Consider the following 20,001-nt stretch of genomic DNA (forward strand, 5'->3'; position numbering starts at 1 on the left):
GGAGGGGTTCAGTATGAAGGCGCGAACCGACATTGGTTTTTTCGTTCGCAGGCATGGCGCGACGCTCGCCCTTGCCGCGATGCTCCTCGCGAGCGGCAGCGCGTCGGCGCAGACCCGGATTCCGGGTGATCCGCATGCCGACGATCCGTCGGGGATCGTCGCCGACCCCTGCCCGGGCCATGAATCGCCAGAGAATGGCGGCGGCTGGCAGATGTGGAATCTCCACATGCTCACGCGCGATTTCGGGCAGCTCTGTCGCTATCGCGATGCAAATGCCGAGCTTGCGAAGTCGCAAGCGCCGGTGCGCGTCGTGTTCATGGGCGACTCGATCACCGACAACTGGATCAATCTCGCACCGCACATGTTCGAGGACGGCCGCGTCGATCGCGGCATCAGCGGACAGACGACGCCGCAGATGCTCGTACGCTTTCGCCAGGACGTGATCGACCTGCACCCGCAGGCGGTCCACATCATGACCGGCACCAACGACATCGCCGGCAATACCGGTGCCGAGACGCTCGACACGCTGAAGGGCCATATCCGCAGCATGGCCGAGCTCGCCCAGGCGCACGGCATCAAGGTGATCCTCGCCTCGATCCCGCCGGCGGGCACCTTTCCCTGGGCGAAGGACAAGCAGCCGGTGCCCGTTATCCGCGCGATGAACGAGTGGCTGAAAAGCTACGCCGCCGAAAACGGCTTCACCTATGTCGATTATTTTTCGGCGATGGCGACGCCTGACGGTGCGATGAAGGAGGGGCTGTCGAGCGACGGCGTCCACCCCACCGCCAAGGGCTATGCCGTGATGCGCCCGCTGACGCTCGCGGCGATCCGCCGGACGCTGGGCGATTGATGCGCGTCGATCGGCGCTCGCTCCTCGCCGGCATGGCGGCCTTGGGTCCGGCATCCGGCGCGCTTGCCCGGGGGGCAGGCGGCATCGCTGCCGGCCCGGTGCAGCCGAACTGGGGCTCGTTCATCGACCAGTATCGTTTCCCCGACTGGTTCCGCGACGCCAAGCTCGGCCTGTGGGCGCATTGGGGCCCGCAGTCGGTGCCCGAACAGGGCGATTGGTATGGCCGCTTCATGTACATGCAGGGCCACCCGATGTACGAGCATCACCTGAAGACGTACGGCCACCCCGCCGATACCGGGATGATCGACATCCAGCACCGCTGGACCGCCGACAAATGGGACCCCGACGCGCTGATCGCGCGGTACAAGAAGGCCGGCGCCAAATATTTCGTCTCGCTCGCCTGTCATCACGACAATCTCGATTGCTGGGACAGCGCGCACCACGCCTGGAACGCGACGCGTGTCGGGCCCAAGCGCGACGTCGTCGGCACCTGGGCGAAGGCGGCGCGCGAGGCGGGCCTGCGCTTCGGCGTGTCGAACCACAGCTCGCACGCCTGGCACTGGTTCCAGACCGCCTATGCCTATGATCCCGTCGGCCCACGCGCGGGCGAACGCTACGACGCCTATCGCCTGACCGCCGCCGATGGTGCGGGCAAATGGTGGGACGGGCTCGATCCGCAGAAGCTTTATACCGGCCGCCACATGGTCGCGCCCGACGGCATCGACACGATCGATGCGATGAACGCCTGGCACGACGCGCATGACGGGCAATGGATGGAGCATGGCCCGGCCGGTGATCCCGGCTATGTCACGCAGTGGCTCAAGAGGCAGATCGACCTGATCGAAAAATATCGGCCCGACCTCTGCTATTTCGACGATCACGGCGTGCCGTTCGGCAGCGCGGGAATGGAAGCGATCGCCGATTATTACAACCGCTCGATCGGCTGGCACGGCGACATCGAGGTCGTCGCCAATATCAAGAAGCTCGAACCGTGGCAGCGGCTCGGCATCGTCGACGATGTCGAGCGCGGCTTCATCGATACGGGTCGCGACGCGCCATGGCAGACGGGAACGTGTATCGGCGACTGGTTCTACAATGCCGCACGGTACCGCGATCACAGCTACAAGAGTGCCGAACAGGTCATTCAGCGGCTTGCCGACGTCGTGTCGAAGAACGGCAACCTGCTGCTCTCGATCCCCCAACGCGGCGACGGCACGATCGACAGCGACGAGGAGAAGATCCTCGACGCGATGGCGGAGTGGATGGCGATCAATGACGAGGCGATCTTCGCCTCGCGGCCGTGGCGCGTCTATGGCGAAGGCCCGACCGAATTGAAGGCGGGGATGCAGAACGAAAGCGCGCAGGGCGCCTTCACCCCGCACGACATCCGCTTCACGACCAAGGGCGAAACGCTCTACGCGATCCTGCTCGGCTGGCCCGACGGCGAAGTGCCGATCCGCGCTCTAGGCACGCGCGCGAGCGACGCGAACATCGCCCGGGTAACGCTGCTCGGCGGAGGACCGGTCCGTCACCGCCGCGATGGCGAGGCGCTCCATGTCACGCTCCCCGCCAGTACGCATGGCGGCTTCGTACCCGTCCTGCGGATCGACGGCCGGGGCCTGACGGCATGAACGCGCAAGCACAGATGGTCGCCCAGCGGCGGATCGCGCCATTCGTGCTCATCGTCGCGCTGTTTTTCCTGTGGGGCGTCGCGAACAACCTCAACGACGTGCTGATCGCGCATTTCAAGAAGCTGTTCACGCTGTCCGACCTGCAGGCCGGGCTCGTCCAGTCGGCCTTCTATCTCGGCTATTTCTGCCTCGCCATTCCTGCCGCGCTGTTCATGCGCAAACAGGGATACCGCGCCGCCGTCATCCTCGGCCTCTGCCTCTACGGGCTCGGTGCGCTGCTGTTCTGGCCGGCGGCGAGCGCGCAGAGCTATCCCTTCTTTCTCGGCGCGCTGTTCGTCATCGCCAGCGGCCTGGCTTTTCTGGAAACCTCGGCCAATCCGCTGATCGCACGGCTCGGGCCCGAAGACAGCGCGTCGCAGCGGCTCAACCTCGCCCAGGCGTTCAACCCGCTCGGCTCGATCGTCGGCGTGCTCATCGGCAGCCAGTTCATCCTTGCCGGCGTCGATCACGGCGCCGACGAGCTGGCGCGCATGCCCGAGGGCGCACTCGCCGCGTGGCGCGCCAGCGAGGCGGCGGCGGTCCAGCTCCCCTATCTGTTCATTGGGGTCGGTGTGATCGCATGGGCGATCCTGATCCGCGTCACACCCTTCCCCGCTATCGCCACCGCGACCGACGTCGAAGACGATGTCGGCGCCGCATCCGACTTCATCCAGCTCCTCAAACGCCCGCCCTTCCTCCTCGGTGTCGCAGCGCAATTCTTCTATGTCGGCGCGCAGGTCGGCGTATGGAGTTTCCTGATCCGCTACGCCCACGACGCCGCGAACACGAGCGACCAGACCGGCGCGCACTATCTGACGCTGTCGCTTGTCCTGTTCATGATCGGGCGGTTCGCCGGATCGGCACTGATGGCGCGGCTGCCTGCGCTCGGCCTGCTGCGCGCTTTCGCCGCGATCGGATGCGCGCTCTGCGTGTTCGCGACCTTCGTCCACGGCATGACCGGCGTCGGAGCGCTCGTCGCGAGCAGCTTCTTCATGTCGATCATGTACCCGACGATCTTCGCTGAATCGGTGCGCGGTCTGGGGCCGCAGACCAAGCCGGCATCGGCGCTGCTCGTCATGGCGATCATCGGCGGCGCGGTGTTCCCGGCGCTGATGGGCTATGTCTCCGACACCAGCGGCTCGATCGTCTTCGCGATGCTGGTGCCCGCCGCCTGCTTCGCGGTCGTGTTGCTGTTCGGCGTGGTCAAGGCGAGGCGCCGGACATGATCGACGCGCATGTCCATGTCTGGCAGCTCGGCCGTAACGGCTGCACCTGGCCCGATGCCAGCCTGCCCGGCATCCACCGCGACTTCGCCGTCGACGACGCCCTGGCCGAGGCGCGCGCGAACGGCATCGACGATATCCTGCTGGTGCAGAGCCAGGAAGCCGCCGCCGATACCGAGTGGCTGCTCGACCAGGCCGCCGGGCACCACATGGTCGCCGGCGTCGTCGGCTGGACCGATATCGGCGATGCCCACGCCGTGGAATCGCTCGCCGCGGAAAACGCGCTACGCGGGCTGCGACCGATGGTGCAGGACCGCGAAGCCGACTGGTACGACCGGCCGGAACTCGACGCCGGTTTTGCAGCCATGGCATCGCGCGGGATCGTGCTCGACGCACTGGTCCGCCCGCAGCATCTCGCGTCGCTCGAACGCCTCGCGCGCCGCCATCCGCAGCTCCGTATCGTCATCGATCACGGTGCCAAGCCCGATCCGGCGGGCGACCTCGCGGCGTGGAACGAGGCCATGCGCAGCATCGCGCGATGTCCGAATGTGGCGTGCAAGCTGTCAGGGCTGCTGACCGAGCTCGCCCCCGGACAGCCGGGCGAAGCCGTCGCGCCGGTCTTTACCCTGCTCTGGGACGCTTTCGGTGCGGACCGGCTGATCTGGGGCAGCGACTGGCCGGTGCTGACACTTGCGGGGACGTATGCCGGCTGGCTCGACCAAGCACGCGCGCTCGTCCCCACCGCGCACCAGAACGCGGTCTTCGGCGGCAACGCCCGCCAAATCTACGGACTGGCGCGATGATCGATATTCCCTCTCTCGGCATGGGCTGCGCGGGAATCGGCAACCTCTACCGCGCCGTCGCGGACGAGGTCGCCATCGACACCGTCGTCCACGCATATGATCGCGGAGTCCGCTTCTTCGACGTCGCCCCGCATTACGGCTTCGGGCTTGCCGAGCGCCGTCTGGGCGAAGCGCTGAAGCAGTGCGATCCCGACGGCGAGGCAATCGTCTCGACGAAGGTCGGGCGGCTGCTCGACCCGACCGACAGCACGGCGCGAGAGCGGCACGGCTTCGTCGAGGCCGCCGGCTTCGAGCCGCGCTTCGACTATTCGGGCGATGCGGTCCGGCGCAGTCACGGCGAAAGCCTCGCGCGGCTGATGCGCGACCGCGTCGACCTGCTCCTCGCGCACGATCTCGGCACGCTGACGCATGGCGAAGCGAGCGCAGCGCACCTGCGGACCTTCCTCGACAGCGGCTATCCGGCGATGGCGCGGCTGCGCGACGAAGGCGCGGTCGGTGCGATCGGGATCGGCGTCAACGAAATCACCGTCTGCCTCGAGCTGCTCGACGAGGTGCCGCTCGACGTTATCCTGCTCGCCGGCCGCTACACGCTGCTCGAACCCGATGCGGCGCTTCCGCTGCTCGATCGCTGCGCCGCGACCGGTACCCGCCTGATCGTCGGCGGCCCGTTCAACAGCGGCGTGCTGATCGAGGGCAGCGCCCGCGCCGCGCAATCGCATTATGATTATGCCGCGCCGCCCGACTGGGTGATCGACCGCGTCCACCGGCTCGAAGGGCTCTGCGACGAACACGACATCCGGATCGGTGCGGCTGCGCTCCAGTTCCCGCTGCGCGCCGCACCCGTTGCGAGCGTCATTCCGGGGCTCGTCGGCCGCGATCAGGTCGACGCCACCCTCGCCTTTCAGGAGGAAACCATCCCCGAACGCTTCTGGGACGCGCTGCCGTCACCATCCTTGCCACGCAGAGAATCCGCCGCATGAGCGCGATCCTGCTCCATCCGGAGGACAATATCCTCGTCATCACCGCCGCGGTGAAGCCCGGCGACACGTTGGTCGTCGACGACACGAGCCTGACCGTCGATGCCGCGATCGGGGTCGGTCACAAGATCGCGAGACGCGCGCTCGAGCCTGGCGACAAGGTCCTGAAATACGGCGCCCCGATCGGGTCGATGACGCAGGCCGCTGCGCCCGGCGCCTGGGTCCATCTCCACAATATGAAGAGTGACTATATCGCGAGCACCACGCGCGATGCGGTCGAGCAAAGGACAAGCTCATGATACCCGCCTGGCAACGCAAGGACGGCCGCAAGGGCATCCGCAACGTCGTCGCCGTCTGCTATCTCGTCGAATGTGCGCACCATGTCGCGCGGCGCATCGTCGACCGGATCGGCGCGCCCGACGTGCAGCTGATCGGCTTTCCCGGCTGCTACCCCAATGCCTATGCCGACAAGGTGATGCGCGCCATCGCCACCCACCCCAATCTCGGCGGAATGGTAATCGTGTCGCTGGGCTGCGAGAGCTTCAACCGCGCCGGGCTCGCCAAGGCGGTGCGCGAAAGCGGGCGCCCGGTCGAGACGCTGGTCATCCAGGAAGTCGGTGGCACCGCCGCGACGATTGCCGAGGGCATCGAGGCAGTCGAGCGCGTCCGCGCCGAAGCCGATCGTGCCGAGCGCACCGAAATGGCGGTCGACGAGCTGGTCATCGGCACCGTGTGCGGAGGCTCCGACGGGACCAGCGGCATCACCGCAAATCCCGCGGTCGGCCGCGCGTTCGACCGGCTGGTCGGCGAAGGCGCCACCTGCCTGTTCGAGGAAACCGGCGAACTCGTCGGCTGCGAGGCGATCATGGCCGACCGCGCGGTGACGCCCGAACTCGGCGAAGCGCTCAAGGAATCGGTTGCCAAGGCAGAGCGCTACTACACCGTCATGGGCTTCGGCAGTTTCGCCGCCGGCAATGCCGAGGGCGGCCTGACCACGCAGGAAGAAAAGTCGATGGGCGCCTATTCCAAGTCGGGAAGCTCGCCCATCTCCGGCATCGTCAAGCCCGGCGACGTGCCGCCGGCGGGCGGGCTCTATCTGCTCGATGTCGTCCCCGACGGCGAACCGCGTTTCGGCTTTCCCAATATCTCCGACAATGCGGAGATCGTCGAGCTGATCGCGTGCGGCGCGCATATCATCCTGTTCACGACCGGGCGCGGATCGGTCGTGGGCTCCGCGATTTCGCCGGTCATCAAGATCTGCGCGAACCCGGAAACCGCGCGCCGGCTCGCCGCCGACATGGATATCGATGCCGGCCGCATCCTCGAGGACGCGGCGACCATCGAAGACGTCGGTACCGAGATCTATAACCGCACGCTGGCCGTGGCCAAGGGCGAGCACAGCGTGTCCGAAGCGCTCGGCCATCAGGAGTTCATTCTGACCTACAAGAGCTTCGAGCCGATCGGGCCGGGCTGTCTGCCGACCCGCGCGGGCGCGGCATGAGCAGACGGCTCGCCGGAAAGCGCGCGCTGGTGACGGCTGCGGGCCAGGGCATCGGCCGCGCCATCGCCGAACGGTTCGTGGACGAGGGTGCGAGCGTGACCGCAACCGATATCGACGCTGCCAAGCTCAACGGGCTGGCGTGCGAAACCCATGCGCTCGATGTCCGCGACCGCGATGCGATCGCCGCGCTGGCCACCGAAACCGGTCGCGTCGACATTCTCGTCAATTGCGCGGGCTTCGTGCACAGCGGCACGATCCTCGATTGCGACGAGGATGCCTGGGCGTTTTCAAACGACCTCAACGTGACCGCGATGTACCGCACCGTCCGTGCGTGGCTTCCGGGCATGCTCGATGCCGGCGGCGGGTCGATCGTCAACGTCTCGTCGATCGCAAGCTCGATCAAGGGCATCCCCAATCGCTTCGCCTATGGCGCGACCAAGGCCGCGGTGATCGGCCTTACCAAGTCGGTCGCCGCCGATTTCGTCGGGCGCGGCGTTCGCTGCAATGCGATTTGCCCGGGCACGGTCGATTCACCGTCGCTGCAACAGCGACTGCGCGACACCGGCGATTACGAAGCGGCGCAGCGCGAGTTCGTCGCGCGCCAGCCGATGGGCCGGCTCGGTCGTCCGGAGGAAATCGCAGCACTTGCAAGCTATCTCGCCAGCGATGAAGCTGCCTTCACCACCGGGCAGACGCACATCGTCGACGGCGGCTGGATCAATTGAGGAGATTTTCGTGAGGCTTGTCCGATATGGCGACGCCGGCAGCGAACGGCCCGGGCTGATCGACGACGACGGTGTGTTGCGCGACCTGTCCGCGCATGTCGCCGATATCGACGGCGCGCATATCGGCCCCGAGAGCATTGCGAAGCTCGCGGCGATCGACACGGGCAGCCTGCCAAAGGTCGACCGCTCGCCGCGCCTCGGCCCCTGCGTCGGCGGCGTCGGCAAGTTCCTGTGCATCGGGCTCAACTATTCGGATCATGCTGCCGAGACCGGGGCGACCGTCCCGCCCGAGCCCGTCCTCTTCACCAAGGCGACGAGCGCGATCATCGGTCCCGACGACACCGTCCGGCTGCCGCGCGGTTCGAAAAAGAGCGATTGGGAAGTCGAGCTCGGCATCGTCATCGGCAGCGCCGCCAAATATGTCGACGAAGCCGACGCCGAGCGGCACATTGCAGGCTACTGCGTCATCAACGACATTTCCGAGCGCGAATATCAGCTCGAACGGCACGGCACCTGGGACAAGGGCAAGGGCTGCGATACATTCGGCCCCATCGGCCCGTGGCTGGTGACGCGCGACGACGTGACCGACCCGGCAAATCTGTCGATGTGGCTCGACGTCAACGGCAAGCGCTATCAGGACGGCTCGACCGCGACGATGGTGTACAAACCCGCATTCCTCGTCAGCTATCTCAGCCAGTTCATGACGCTGCATCCGGGCGACGTCATCTCGACCGGCACGCCGCCCGGCGTGGGCATGGGGCAGTCGCCGCAGGTGTTTCTGAAGGATGGGGACGTGATGACGCTGGGGATCGAGGGCCTGGGCGAGCAGCGCCAGGCGGTCGTCGCCGATCGATGACCGCACGCGGCACGCGCCATGTCCTGCTCTGCGATCTGAAGGACGATCCCCGCTCCTTCGAACGGTATGAGGCGTGGCATGCCGCCGGCGCGGTTCCCAAGGCTGTGGTTCGCAGTATCCATGCCGCCGATATCCGGGCGATGGAAATCTATCGCTGCGGGCCGCGACTGGTCATGGTGATGGAAACCGGGCCCGGCTTCGATCCGGCAGCGAAGCGCCGGGCCGATGCGGCAGATCCCGATGTGCAGGCATGGGAACGGCTGATGGACGAATTCCAGCAACAGCTCGCCTGGGCTGGGCCGGATCAGAAATGGGTGCCGGCCGCGCGAATCTTCTCGCTGGACGAGCAGCCGCAAGCGGCGGAAACACGGTGATGCCGCAGGACCGAAGCGCCACGGCATTGCAACACGGCCGGAGATCGGCAATGTCGCGATCAAAGGGGATCGAACCACGTGAGTAGCGAGCCGAAATACCGCGCGCCGGCGCTGCAAAAGGGTCTGTCGATTCTCGAAACGCTCGCGCATGCGAGCGAACCGATGAGCATGTCGGATATCTCGACCGCGCTCGAACGCTCGCGCAACGAGATCTTTCGCATGCTGCAGGTGCTCGAGGAAATGCGCTACATTTCACGCGATGCCAGCGGCGGCTATTCGCTGACCAACCGGCTGTTTGCGCTGTCCATGCACCAGCCGCCGGTACGCGACCTGCTCTCGCTCGCCTTTCCGGTGATGCAGAAGCTCGCCGACGATGTCGGCCAGTCCTGCCACATTGCGGTCGCCTCCGGTGCCGAAATGGTCGTCGTCGCGCGCGTCGAAGCGCCGGGTCTGCTCGGCTTCGCGGTGCGCGTCGGCTATCGTCGGCCGCTCAACGTCTCCGCGTCTGGGCTGACGTTGCTCGCGTTCGAACCCGAAGCACGCCGGTCGCAGATGCTCGACGAGATCGAACTGCTCGACGGCAAGTTCGACCGCGCAGCCCTGATCACGCAGCTCGACGACATCGTGGCGGAGGGGCATGTCGCTCGCGAAAGCCGCATGATCAACGGCATTCTCGATATTTCGGCGCCGATCCTCGCTGCTGGCGAGGCGCGCGCCGCGCTGACCATTCCCTATGTCAGCGGCGCCAGTGCGAAAATGGATGCCGATCGCACCACTGAATTCATTCGGCGCGCGGCGCTCGAAATTTCGCACGCACTGCAAGGGACTCGGATAGAATAGGCGGCCGGTGTTGCCGGCAGCGCCAGCGCTCGTTTGGCAAGTCTGAACGCATATCCTGCAATGCGGTAGAGCGTGATGCGCCCCCGCTCCGAGCGACGACCGCATAGGCGTCACATTGCCGAGCTCGTACGGATGCCGCCAATGCCGAGCCGGGTTAAATGCGGTTTCAACATCGCCTGAACGAAACGTTATCCGCCCGGCGTCAGGGTGAAGCTGTCGATGTCGAGATATCCCGAGCTCTGGCTGCGATTGTAGCAGAACAAGGCGAACTGCTCGCCCTGGAAGGTGCCGGTGCGCCACGCGAAGGCGAGTGGGAACGGGGTGCCGATGCGCGTCCACCGCTGACCGTCAGTACTGTAGCTGAAACGGCCCCGGTCGGTTTTGAAGTCGAGGCTTGCACGCAGCCAGAGGTTGTTGCCAGGCACCGGCCGCGCCGTCGCGTCGACGTTGGTCTTCGGCCCCGCCTCGGTGTCTTCGGTCAGCGCGGTACTGAGCGTCGCCTGGCCGTCGCGATCGCGGCTGACCGTCAGCTGCGCGCTATATTGGCCGAAGGTGCCGAAACCGCATCGATCGCCGCGTTCCACATGGGAGGTGTCGAGCTTGACGGTGCCGGTGCTCCGCGGCCCCTGTCCTTTCTGCACCAGCGTGTTGCGCGCGGTCCATAGCTGGTTGGCGACCGTCGGACGAAGGCGCAGAAAGCCCGGCCGCTCGGTCAGCGACCAGCGGCTGTCATCGGGGTTATGGTTCCACTGCCATTGCAGGCCCAGCCGAGGCCTGGAAAAGTCGTCCGAGGCCGCCGGCTGAGCCAATGGAAAGCCCTTGATCGGTTTTTCGGCATGATCGGGGACGCGGTTGGGAGCATCGGGTGTTCCCCATATCGGCCAGCCATCCCGCCAGAATACCGGACTCATATTCGTCATGCGGCCGATCGCGCCCGAATCGCGCATGACGAAACCGAACCATCCACCGTTCGGGAGATCGACGAGCGCGCCCTGATGGCCACCCGTCCTGTCATCGATCTCGTTGCGCGTCTCCCACGGGCCGAACAGGTTGCGCGCCCGCGATACCGTCAACCCCAGTCGCGGAGGAATAGCGTTGAACAGATAGTACCAGCCCTTGCGCTTGATGATCTTCGATCCCTCGGCACCCTTGATATAATGGATTTTTCGCGCGCCGGTGACGTGGCTGAGCGTCTTGTCGAGCGTCAGCAATGTGATCGTGCCGTCGGCATTGTACGAAGTCGCGATATAGGCGCTGCCGTCATCGTCGATGAACAGGCCGGGGTCGAACGCCGCGCGATCAAGCTCATGGTATCGCCACGGCCCCCTTATATCGCGAGAATAATAGATACGCGTATTCTGCCCGACGGGCGTCACCGCCAGATAGAACATGCCGCCGTGATGGCGCAGGCTGGCAGCAAACAGTCCCTTGCGATAGGCGCCGCCGTTTTTCAGGTCATAGCGTTTGGTATCGTCCAGCCGCGGTACGACGTGAGACGCGATCGTCCAGTTGATCAGATCTTTCGAATGGAGGATCGTGATGCCGGGAACGTCTGCAAAAGTCGTCGTGACGAAATAGAAGTCCGACCCGACGCGGATAATGTCCGGATCGGGATAGTCGGCGTAGAGCACGGGGTTGCGATAGCTTCCGTCGCCCTGGTCCGATTGCCAGACCTGTGCGGCAGTGGCCGGGACACCTGCGAAGATCGCCAATGCAATCGCCGATACCCGCCAAAATTCTTGCCCGTAGTTCATGCCATCCCCTGATCGTCAACGCCCCGTCAGCAGCCCAACCGGCCGATCCGAATCATCGAACTGCATCTCGGACCAAACACGGCGCGCCCACTTCTGCCGCGTCCATCGACCATAGGCCATGATGGCACCGCCTATCGCGACCAGCAATATGTCAGATTATTCCAACTCCAGATCAAACCAGCCCGTCCCAATCTGCGGCGGTGCCGATGCAGACAGTACGGCGCCGTCTGGCATGCCGGCATCTGTCCATCACCTTTACCGGACGATTCTGTCGGAACCCATACCCACAATAACCGCATATTATTCGCCCTTTGCTGTAATTTCTCCGCTGGAATTTTCGCACCGATCAGGGATCGGTTTTCGAACCGGACGCAACCAAGGCTTCTGCGATTGACCGGAACATGGCGGAACGATAAGTCAGACTAGTTGGCGTCGCAATTTACAGCCACATCAAATGCACGAGTTTCCATCGCGATTCTGCGATGACCCCGCCGTCAAATGAATTTGGCTGTGCGGTGAATTTCCAGACGGTCGGGTCGGCCTCCCAGCCTCCGTCGTCGATACTGCGGTGGGTGGCGAGTCGGCCGAACCGGCCTGAAGCGCCATCCGCTGCTTTTTTTAAAACAGCGAACTTTGCAATGTTGTGCGCGATTCGATGAGCTTGGCTCGCATCCTCTCGCCCACCATCCTGACAAGCAGCTCGACACGCCCCGACAAGTCCGAACGATACGCCATGCGGCGAGGCATCGGCGCAAGGAGAGGTGGTGCAGCGCTCGAACCGCGATGATAGCGCTCCCTTCGAATACGTCCGCAATCGCGTCAAAACTCACTTGCTGGACAAACCAGACATCCGCGCCGTACCTTCAAAATTTTTTTATCGTTTTTTATCAAATACTAAATGCTTAATGCCGAGCTTCGCCTACCAAATGGCCCGTCGGCCCTCCGTTGACTTGTAAAGTAGTCAGACTTATGCGCTGGTAGCGATAACATTGGCCTGGTGCCGCTCGACCCGAAAAAGCGGGCGATTCAGCTAAGAAGGAGGAGGGGATATATGAAGGCTCATCGTGGACGCGTCGCTCGCGGAGTGCACAAGAAGCGCGCAAACAGCCATCTGCTGATTTCATCGTCGATCAGGGCGGCTCTGCTTGCCGGTGCGGCTGCCGGAGCGATAACGCCGCTCGCCGCCATTGCCCAGACTACGACGACCAGCACCACCGCTCAGAACGCGAAGGACGCCAAGAAGGCGAAGTCCGACAAGACGCAGGACCAGGCTGCGACACCCGCCACGACCGGTAACGAAATCGTCGTTACCGGCCAGCGCGCGGCGCTCGAAAACGCGGCGCAGATGAAGCGCAATTCAGACACGATCAGCGATTCGATCGTCCTCGACGAAGCGGGCAAGGTGCCGAGCACGTCGCTCCTCGAAGTTCTCGAGCGCTCCCCGGGCGTGACGATGAACCGGATCCGCGCCGGTGATCAGGGATCGCCCGACGGCTACACATTCGAGGGATCGGGCATCCAGGTCCGCGGACTTACCGGAACCAAGACGCTGCTGAACGGTCGCGAAATCTTTTCGGCGAGCGGCGGAACGGGTCTCAGCTATTCGGATATCGGCCCCGAGCTCCTGCGCACGGTAACCATCTACAAGGCCAGCCGCGCGGACCTGATCGCCGGCGGCATCGCCGGCACTGTCGATCTGCGGACCTATATGCCGTTCGACGTGAAGGGCACTCAGGTTTCCGGTTCGATCTCCGGCAGCTATGGCGACTTTTCGGACAGCATCACGCCCAGCGCGTCGCTTCGCGCTTCGACGCGCTTCGACACCGGGATCGGCGAATTCGGCATCCTGGTCGATGCGGCCTATTCGAAGATCAAGTCCTACGACAGCAACATCCTCGTCCAGCCCTATTTCGCCAGCGTCTACAACGGCGACCGGGTCTATGCGCCGGGCGGTTTTTCCGAAACCGACGACCAGTTCGAACGCACGCGCAAGGGCCTGTACGTCGCGGCGCAGTGGCAGCCGACGCCCGAACTGCAAATCTATCACACGACCTTCATTTCGAAATGGGACAGCAACCGCGATACCCAGCTCGTCATCCTGTCGCAGCCCGCGGTGGGTGCGGCTGATGGCAGCACCTTCGATAACGGCGTGTTCCAGAGCGGCGGGATCATCAACGCGACCTCGCCGGGCAACGGCATCGTACCGAACAGCAACGCCAGCTACACGCCCTCGCACAGCAAGACGAGCGACTTCAGCACCGGCTTCAAATATAACTCCGGCGCCTTCCACCTCGATGGCAGTTATCAGCATACCGTCGCCAATTCGGGTTCATCGAAATACAGCCTGACGCTCGGCAATGCGGCGGTCACTCAGGTTAATATGTCGAACCTGAACACGCCGCGTCCCGACATCGCCTTTGCAACGCCGTTCGAACCCGATCCGGCGACCGCGCAGGCCTCCAATGTCGCCTGGCTCACCATGCCGCACGAAGGGCATCAGGACACCCTCACGCTCGATGCCAGCTATGACCTGGGCGACGGGTTCTTCCGCAAGGTCGCGGTCGGCGGGCGCTATGCCAACCGTAAGGAAACCGACGACTTCGTCGGTACCTGGTGGTCGCCGACCGGTCGCGGCTGGAACGGCGTGCCGCGGGCAAATGCCGGATCTGCGCCCGAAGGCGATTTCCAGCTCGAACAGTTTTCCGACTTCTTCAAGGGCGATCTTCAGCCGGTCGGTCAATTCTATGTGCCGACGTCCCAGGTGCTGCGCGGTGACCAGTTCGACCGCGTCATGAACACCTATGCCGCCTGTGGGCCGGACCTGTATTACCAGTGCAGCAATCCGGCCTCGAGCACCTATCTGTACGGCAATCCGGCCGATCCTTCCTTCGGTCTCCAGCCTTCGCATGTCGTGACCCGACCCAAGACGGCGGCGATTTACGCGTTGCTCGGCTTCAAGAACGAGAGCGCGACCCCGATGCTCAACTTCTCGGGCAATATCGGCGTGCGCTGGGTTCATTACGACGTGAATAGCCAGGGCAACTACATCTTTGCCGGCAACACCACCTTCTATCGCAATGCGCAGGACGCGCAGAAATCGCTCGCCGCGATCGGCGGTATAGACAATCTCAGCGCATGGCAGGACGCACATCCGGGCCAGGACCTGCCCTATACCTATACGAGCAACAATTACGCGGCGGACCGCACGGGCGGTCTTGTGAAGGACTATTTCCTGCCGTCGTTCAACATCAAGTTCGAGCCGCAGGACGGCTTCATCATCCGCTACGCGCTCACCGAGACGATGACGCCCCCAAGCTACCAGGACATCCGCGCGCAGGGCACGGCTTCGGTCCAGACCTCGCCGAACCCATATGCGCCGGCCGATGGTTCTTCGGGATTGCCGGGCATCTTCAATGGCTATGGCCTGACGACGGGCAACCCCTTCCTCGAACCGCAATTGTCGCTGAACAACGACATTTCGATCGAATGGTACCCGCATCGCGGCACGTCGGTTTATCTGTCACTGTTCCACAAGCGGGTTAAGCACCAGCTGATCTTCAACAATTTCGGCGCAGCGGCGGGTCAATTCTTCGCGCCTGCCGACCAGCCGACCTCGACGCCCGCCGATGGCGGAGCCGCGGTGTTCATCCCCGGCAACGTCGCGGGCAAGCAGAACGTCAACGCGGATCAGAATACCTACATCAAGGGCGCCTCACTTGGCGGCCGCACCTATTTCGACATGCTGCCGGGACTGCTCAGCGGCTTCGGGATCGACGCCAACGTCACCTATATAGACGGCAATTCGCCCGATGCGCTCGCGCTCGATATGAACGGCGATCCGCTTCACGTACCGCTGATCGGGCTGTCGAAATGGGCATATTCGGCGACGCTGCTCTACGACAAGAACAAGATCAGCGCGCGTGTGTCTTGGACCTGGCGTGACCGGTATCTGGCGACCACGTCGGACTCGAGCACGAGCGGAACCTACACCGATCCGCAAACCCAGCAGGACATCACCTACGGCCTGCCGGTCTATGCCGCGGCGTCGGGGCGCCTCGATGCGAGTATCGGCTATGAGTTCAGCGATCATCTCAACATGCGCCTGAATGTCGCGAACATCACCAACACCGATCAGCGGACCGAGATGGAGATTCTTCCGAACCGGTACGTCCAACGCGGTGTGTTCGTGACCGACCGTCGGGTAAGCCTCAATCTGGGGTTCAGTTTCTGAGTGAAAGACGGGACGCTCTTCAATAGACCTGCTGGCACAGCTAGGGGATTTTGATGACCAAGAGCGTCCTGATCGTCGGGGGTGGAACCGCCGGCTGGATCTGCGCCGCCTATATGGCGCAGATGCTGGCGGCGGACCTTCCCGGCGGCGTTTCAATCACGCTGGTCGAATCCGATGAGATCGGCATCCTTGGTGTGGGTGAAGGCACGTTTCCCATCATCCGCAGGACGCTCGAACGCATCGGGCTCGACGAAACCGACCTTATTCGCGGCGCCGATGCCACCTTCAAACAGGGCATCCGCTTTCAGGGCTGGAAAGCGAATCCCGACCCGCAGTCCGAAGACTGGTATTTCCACCCTTTCCAGGTCGGTTCGCAGCATACCGATATGGACCTGTTGCCATACTGGCTGCTCGGCGTGGCCGGGGACGTTCCATGGGCGGCAGCCAACACCGTGCAGCAACGCGTGGTCGACGCAAAGCTTGCGCCCAAGCTCATCAACCATCCCAATTATGCCGGGCCGCTCAGCTACGCCTATCATTTCGACGCGGCGAAGCTGGCCGAGGTCGTTCGGCGCCGCGCGATGGAGCTGGGCGTCAAGCGGGTGATCGACACGATCGACGATGTCCGGCTCGACGGAGACGGCGCGATCGCTTCGGTGCAGGGACGCGCGAATGGCGAGATGACGGCCGACCTCTATATCGACTGCACCGGTTTTCGCGCGCGGTTGATCGGTGACGCGCTGGGCTCGGAATTCACTTCCTATCGGGACCAGCTATTTTGCGACCGCGCGGTGGCGCTGCGCGTCCCCTATGACCGACCCGACGCACCGATTCCGTCCTGCACCTATGCCACCGCGCAGGAGGCGGGCTGGACCTGGGACATCGGCCTGCACGAGCGCCGCGGGATCGGCTATGTCTATTCCTCCGACCATTGCAGCGATGATGCCGCGCTCGAGACGCTGCAACGCTATGTCGGACCCGGCGCAGAGGAGCTGGAGCACCGCAAGCTGAAATTCGAAGCGGGGTTCCGCGAAGTCCAGTGGCGCAAGAACTGCGTCGCCATGGGCCTGTCGGCCGGGTTCATCGAACCGCTGGAAGCGACCGGCATCAGCTTCGTCGAAATCGCCGTGCTGATCCTGTGCAACCTGTTCCCCTGGTCGGGCGACTATGAACGCTCCGCCGCGCAGTTCAACGGGCACATGACGACGCGCTACAAGCATGTCGTCGATTTCATCAAGCTGCATTATTGCCTTAGCGAGAGGACCGACACCGACTTCTGGCACGACAACCGCGCGTCGTCGTCGATCTCCGACAAGCTGAAGGGTAAGCTGGAGCAGTGGCGCAACCGCCCGCCCTCGTTCCTCGATGTCGATACCAACCACGACATTTTCGACGAAAATAGCTGGCAGTACATCCTCTATGGGATGGGCTTCAAAACCGATATCAGCGCCCGGGCGGGCGCGCTGCGATATTATGACGATGCGCGCCGCGAATTCGAAAGCATCCGTCAGCAAAGCGCCAACGCCATGACCGCCGTACCGTCGCACCGCGCGTTGGTGAGCGAGGTAATCGCGAACGGGTTCCGGCCCGGAAAGCGATAGCGATGCGCACCGAGCCCAGCGGCACGGCCCAAGGCGACGCATCGCCGATGAAAAACGTCGTCATCGTCGGCGGCGGCACCTCCGGCTGGATGGCAGCCGCGGCGCTGGCCCGTATCGTCCCGCCGACGGTGTCGATCACGCTCGTCGAATCGGACGATATCGGTGTGATCGGTGTCGGCGAGGCGACGATTCCGACGCTGATGGAGTTCAACGACTTTCTCGGGCTGAAGGAAAATGACGTGCTGCGCGAATGCCGCGGCACGTTAAAGCTCGGTATCGAGTTCGTCGACTGGCTGAGGAAGGGCGACAGCTATTTCCATCCCTTCGGCTTTTACGGACGCGACACGCCCGAATTCGCTTTCCACCAGCTTTGGCTTCGCCTGAGGCACCTGTCGGCGACCGGAGAAGCCCCCGCAGACGCAGCCGGCGATATCGGCGATTATAATCTTTGCACGGTTGCGGCCCGTCTGGGGCGTTTCTCTCCGCCCCAGGGTTCGGACGATGCGATCCTGTCGACCACGCGCCACGCCTATCATATCGATTCGACGCTCTATGCCCGGATGCTGCGCCGCTATGCCGAGGCGAAGGGTGTTCGCCGCACCGAGGGGATGGTGGTCGGCACCCAGCGGAACCCGACGACCGGCAACATACAGTCGGTCACACTGCGCAACGGAACGATCCTCGCCGCCGACCTCTTCATCGACTGCAGCGGTTTCCGGTCGCTTCTGCTTGGTGACACCCTGGGCAGCGAGTTCGTCGACTGGAGCCATTACCTGCCCTGCGACCGAGCGCTCGCCGTTCCCACGGCGCCGAACGGGGCGCCGCCGCCCTTTACGCGGGCCATGGCCGATCGCGGGGGCTGGCGCTGGCGTATTCCGCTGCAGCACCGGACGGGCAATGGCTATGTCTATTCGAGCGCATTTATCGACCAGGACGAGGCGGAGCGTAAGCTGATCGAGGGCGCAGACGGCGAACCGCTCGCGGATTGCCGACCGCTCCGGTTTCGGACCGGCCATCGCCGCAGATTCTGGCAAAAGAACTGCGTCGCCATCGGCCTTTCCGGCGGATTCATCGAACCGCTCGAATCGACGAGCATCCATCTTGCCCAGATGGGGGTCCAGCGGCTTGTGAACCTGTGGCCCGGCCGCGGCTTCAACGAGGCGGAGACGGCATATTACAACCGCTTGATGACGGCCGATTACGAACGCATCCGCGACTTCATCGTGCTGCACTATAGCGCCACCGAGCGCGACGACAGCGAGTTCTGGCGCCATGTCGGCAGCATGGCGATCCCCGACACGCTCGCGGCCAAGCTCGACATGTTCCGCTTCAGCGGGCGCATTATCCCAAGTCCCGACGACCTGTTCACCGCGCATAGTTGGCTGGCGGTCATGCTCGGCCAGGGCGTCGTACCGCAAAGCTATGACGCGCTGCTCGACCGGGTGCCGGCAAACGCGCTTATCCACAATATGCGCCTCCTCAAGGATGGCGTCGCCAAAACCGCAGCCGCCCTGCCCGGCCATCAGGACTATATCGATCGCAATTGCCGCGCGCCGGCGGAGCCCGAACAACTGGTATAAGGCCATCCCAATTGACCGCCGCTGGAACCGCGACGGACGCAAGGTGTTCACGCGTGACAGACACGGAGGCGATACTTGGCTGACACTCTTGACCGCGCGCATTTCTGGGACGAGCGATTTTCCAACGAAGACTATGTCTTCGGAACCGAACCGAACGCGTTTCTGAAGCGCGAGGCGCACCATATTCCAAACGGATCGCGTGTGCTGGCGGTGGCCGATGGCGAGGGCCGCAACGGCGTCTTCCTCGCCGAACAGGGCTGCGACGTCGTTTCGACCGACATTTCTGAAAAGGGCCTCGCCAAGGCGCAGCGGCTGGCCGATGAACGCGACGTTTCGCTGCAGCTCGAACAGGTCGACCTCGCGCAATATGACTGGCCTGAAAACACCTTCGACGCGGTTGCGGCGATCTTCATCCAGTTCGCGGCGCCGGAGCTGCGCGAACGTATCTTCGAGGGCATTCGCCGCACCCTGAAACCCGGCGGCGTGCTTCTGCTCGAAGGGTATCGCCCCAAGCAGCTCGATTACGGCACCGGCGGCCCACCCGTTGCCGAAAACATGTATACCGAAGCGCTGTTGCGAGAAGCGTTCGAGGGCTGGGATATCGTCAAGCTGGAAAGCTACGACGCCGAGATTCACGAGGGCAGCGGCCATGGCGGCATGTCCGCGCTGATCGACCTCGTCGCCCGACGCCCAGCCTGACCGAACGCCGCTACCGCACGACCCGGTCCGCCTGAACCGGGTGCGCCGCGTCCGTGACCGCCAAGGCCGGGCGGGTATCGCCCTGCAATCCGCCTGCGGCGTTAGCATGGAAGAGCCGGTGATCGACTTCAGCCGGCGCATCGAGCACCGGGCTGTGGCGCGCGCTTCGTTATTCTGCGCGAAGGCTGATGCTGCCTGCGTTCACAAGATGGCGCGCGCTGCGCATCACCGCTTCCGTCAGGCTGATTTTCCTATTGTCTGCGCAGGGTCGGTCCGTGGACCGGGTAGCAGCGACTGCGCCCGCCATACCGGCGACT

At 64.0% G+C, this 20,001-nt stretch carries 16 protein-coding genes; 15 read left to right on the forward strand and 1 reads right to left on the reverse strand.

Features of this window, described 5'->3' with window-relative positions; all coding sequences use genetic code 11:
• Nucleotides 1-13 precede the first annotated feature (13 nt).
• The 11 genes from J7S20_RS09845 (at nt 14) to J7S20_RS09895 (ending at nt 9,819) form a co-directional block, all read left to right on the forward strand.
• Nucleotides 14-850 carry an SGNH/GDSL hydrolase family protein gene (locus J7S20_RS09845; protein ID WP_430980931.1) on the forward strand — a complete coding sequence of 279 codons (837 nt, stop codon included), beginning with the start codon at nt 14-16 and terminating at the stop codon, nt 848-850.
• On the forward strand, nt 850-2,481 hold the full coding sequence (locus J7S20_RS09850) for an alpha-L-fucosidase (RefSeq protein ID WP_284054066.1): 1,632 nt from the start codon (nt 850-852) through the stop codon (nt 2,479-2,481). The genes J7S20_RS09845 and J7S20_RS09850 overlap by 1 nt, the downstream gene beginning before the upstream one ends.
• Complete coding sequence (fucP, locus tag J7S20_RS09855; protein WP_284054067.1) at nt 2,478-3,746, forward strand: L-fucose:H+ symporter permease; 1,269 nt, start codon at nt 2,478-2,480, stop codon at nt 3,744-3,746. The genes J7S20_RS09850 and fucP overlap by 4 nt, the downstream gene beginning before the upstream one ends.
• Nucleotides 3,743-4,546 carry an amidohydrolase family protein gene (locus tag J7S20_RS09860; protein ID WP_284054068.1) on the forward strand — a complete coding sequence of 268 codons (804 nt, stop codon included), beginning with the start codon at nt 3,743-3,745 and terminating at the stop codon, nt 4,544-4,546. Before fucP ends, J7S20_RS09860 begins: the two co-directional genes overlap by 4 nt.
• Nucleotides 4,543-5,526 carry an aldo/keto reductase gene (locus J7S20_RS09865; protein WP_284054069.1) on the forward strand — a complete coding sequence of 328 codons (984 nt, stop codon included), beginning with the start codon at nt 4,543-4,545 and terminating at the stop codon, nt 5,524-5,526. Before J7S20_RS09860 ends, J7S20_RS09865 begins: the two co-directional genes overlap by 4 nt.
• A complete protein-coding gene (locus tag J7S20_RS09870; protein WP_284054070.1) occupies nt 5,523-5,822 on the forward strand; it encodes a UxaA family hydrolase in 300 nt (99 codons plus the stop codon). Before J7S20_RS09865 ends, J7S20_RS09870 begins: the two co-directional genes overlap by 4 nt.
• Nucleotides 5,819-7,024: a UxaA family hydrolase gene (locus J7S20_RS09875; protein ID WP_284054071.1), complete on the forward strand. Its 1,206-nt coding sequence runs from the start codon at nt 5,819-5,821 to the stop codon at nt 7,022-7,024. The genes J7S20_RS09870 and J7S20_RS09875 overlap by 4 nt, the downstream gene beginning before the upstream one ends.
• Complete coding sequence (locus J7S20_RS09880) at nt 7,021-7,749, forward strand: SDR family oxidoreductase (RefSeq protein WP_284054072.1); 729 nt, start codon at nt 7,021-7,023, stop codon at nt 7,747-7,749. Before J7S20_RS09875 ends, J7S20_RS09880 begins: the two co-directional genes overlap by 4 nt.
• Before the next feature lie 10 nt (nt 7,750-7,759).
• Complete coding sequence (locus J7S20_RS09885; RefSeq protein ID WP_284054073.1) at nt 7,760-8,605, forward strand: fumarylacetoacetate hydrolase family protein; 846 nt, start codon at nt 7,760-7,762, stop codon at nt 8,603-8,605.
• Nucleotides 8,602-8,979: an L-rhamnose mutarotase gene (locus J7S20_RS09890; RefSeq protein WP_284054074.1), complete on the forward strand. Its 378-nt coding sequence runs from the start codon at nt 8,602-8,604 to the stop codon at nt 8,977-8,979. The genes J7S20_RS09885 and J7S20_RS09890 overlap by 4 nt, the downstream gene beginning before the upstream one ends.
• Nucleotides 8,980-9,057: 78 nt before the next feature.
• Nucleotides 9,058-9,819 carry an IclR family transcriptional regulator gene (locus tag J7S20_RS09895; RefSeq protein ID WP_284054075.1) on the forward strand — a complete coding sequence of 254 codons (762 nt, stop codon included), beginning with the start codon at nt 9,058-9,060 and terminating at the stop codon, nt 9,817-9,819.
• A 188-nt stretch (nt 9,820-10,007) separates the two neighbouring features.
• Here the strand turns inward: J7S20_RS09895 and J7S20_RS09900 are convergent, their stop codons facing one another.
• The gene (locus J7S20_RS09900) at nt 10,008-11,573 is read right to left on the reverse strand and encodes a glycoside hydrolase family 43 protein (RefSeq protein WP_284054076.1); all 1,566 of its coding nucleotides are present in this window, start codon (nt 11,571-11,573) and stop codon (nt 10,008-10,010) included.
• A 1,051-nt stretch (nt 11,574-12,624) separates the two neighbouring features.
• Between J7S20_RS09900 and J7S20_RS09905 the strand changes: the two genes are divergently transcribed.
• The 4 genes from J7S20_RS09905 (at nt 12,625) to J7S20_RS09920 (ending at nt 19,684) form a co-directional block, all read left to right on the forward strand.
• Entirely contained in the window at nt 12,625-15,804 is a 3,180-nt protein-coding gene (locus J7S20_RS09905) for a TonB-dependent receptor (protein WP_284054077.1), read from the forward strand.
• Between the two features lie 53 nt (nt 15,805-15,857).
• Nucleotides 15,858-17,405 (forward strand): tryptophan halogenase family protein, encoded by a 1,548-nt coding sequence (locus J7S20_RS09910; RefSeq protein WP_284054078.1) that lies wholly within the window; start codon nt 15,858-15,860, stop codon nt 17,403-17,405.
• A gap of 47 nt (nt 17,406-17,452) precedes the next feature.
• Nucleotides 17,453-18,985 carry a tryptophan halogenase family protein gene (locus J7S20_RS09915; protein WP_284054079.1) on the forward strand — a complete coding sequence of 511 codons (1,533 nt, stop codon included), beginning with the start codon at nt 17,453-17,455 and terminating at the stop codon, nt 18,983-18,985.
• 75 nt (nt 18,986-19,060) lie between these two features.
• Nucleotides 19,061-19,684, forward strand: a complete 624-nt coding sequence (locus J7S20_RS09920) for a class I SAM-dependent methyltransferase (protein WP_284054080.1) — start codon at nt 19,061-19,063, stop codon at nt 19,682-19,684.
• Nucleotides 19,685-20,001 lie beyond the last annotated feature (317 nt).

The organism is Stakelama marina (assembly GCF_018122655.1).
Lineage (GTDB): Bacteria > Pseudomonadota > Alphaproteobacteria > Sphingomonadales > Sphingomonadaceae > Sphingomonas > Sphingomonas marina.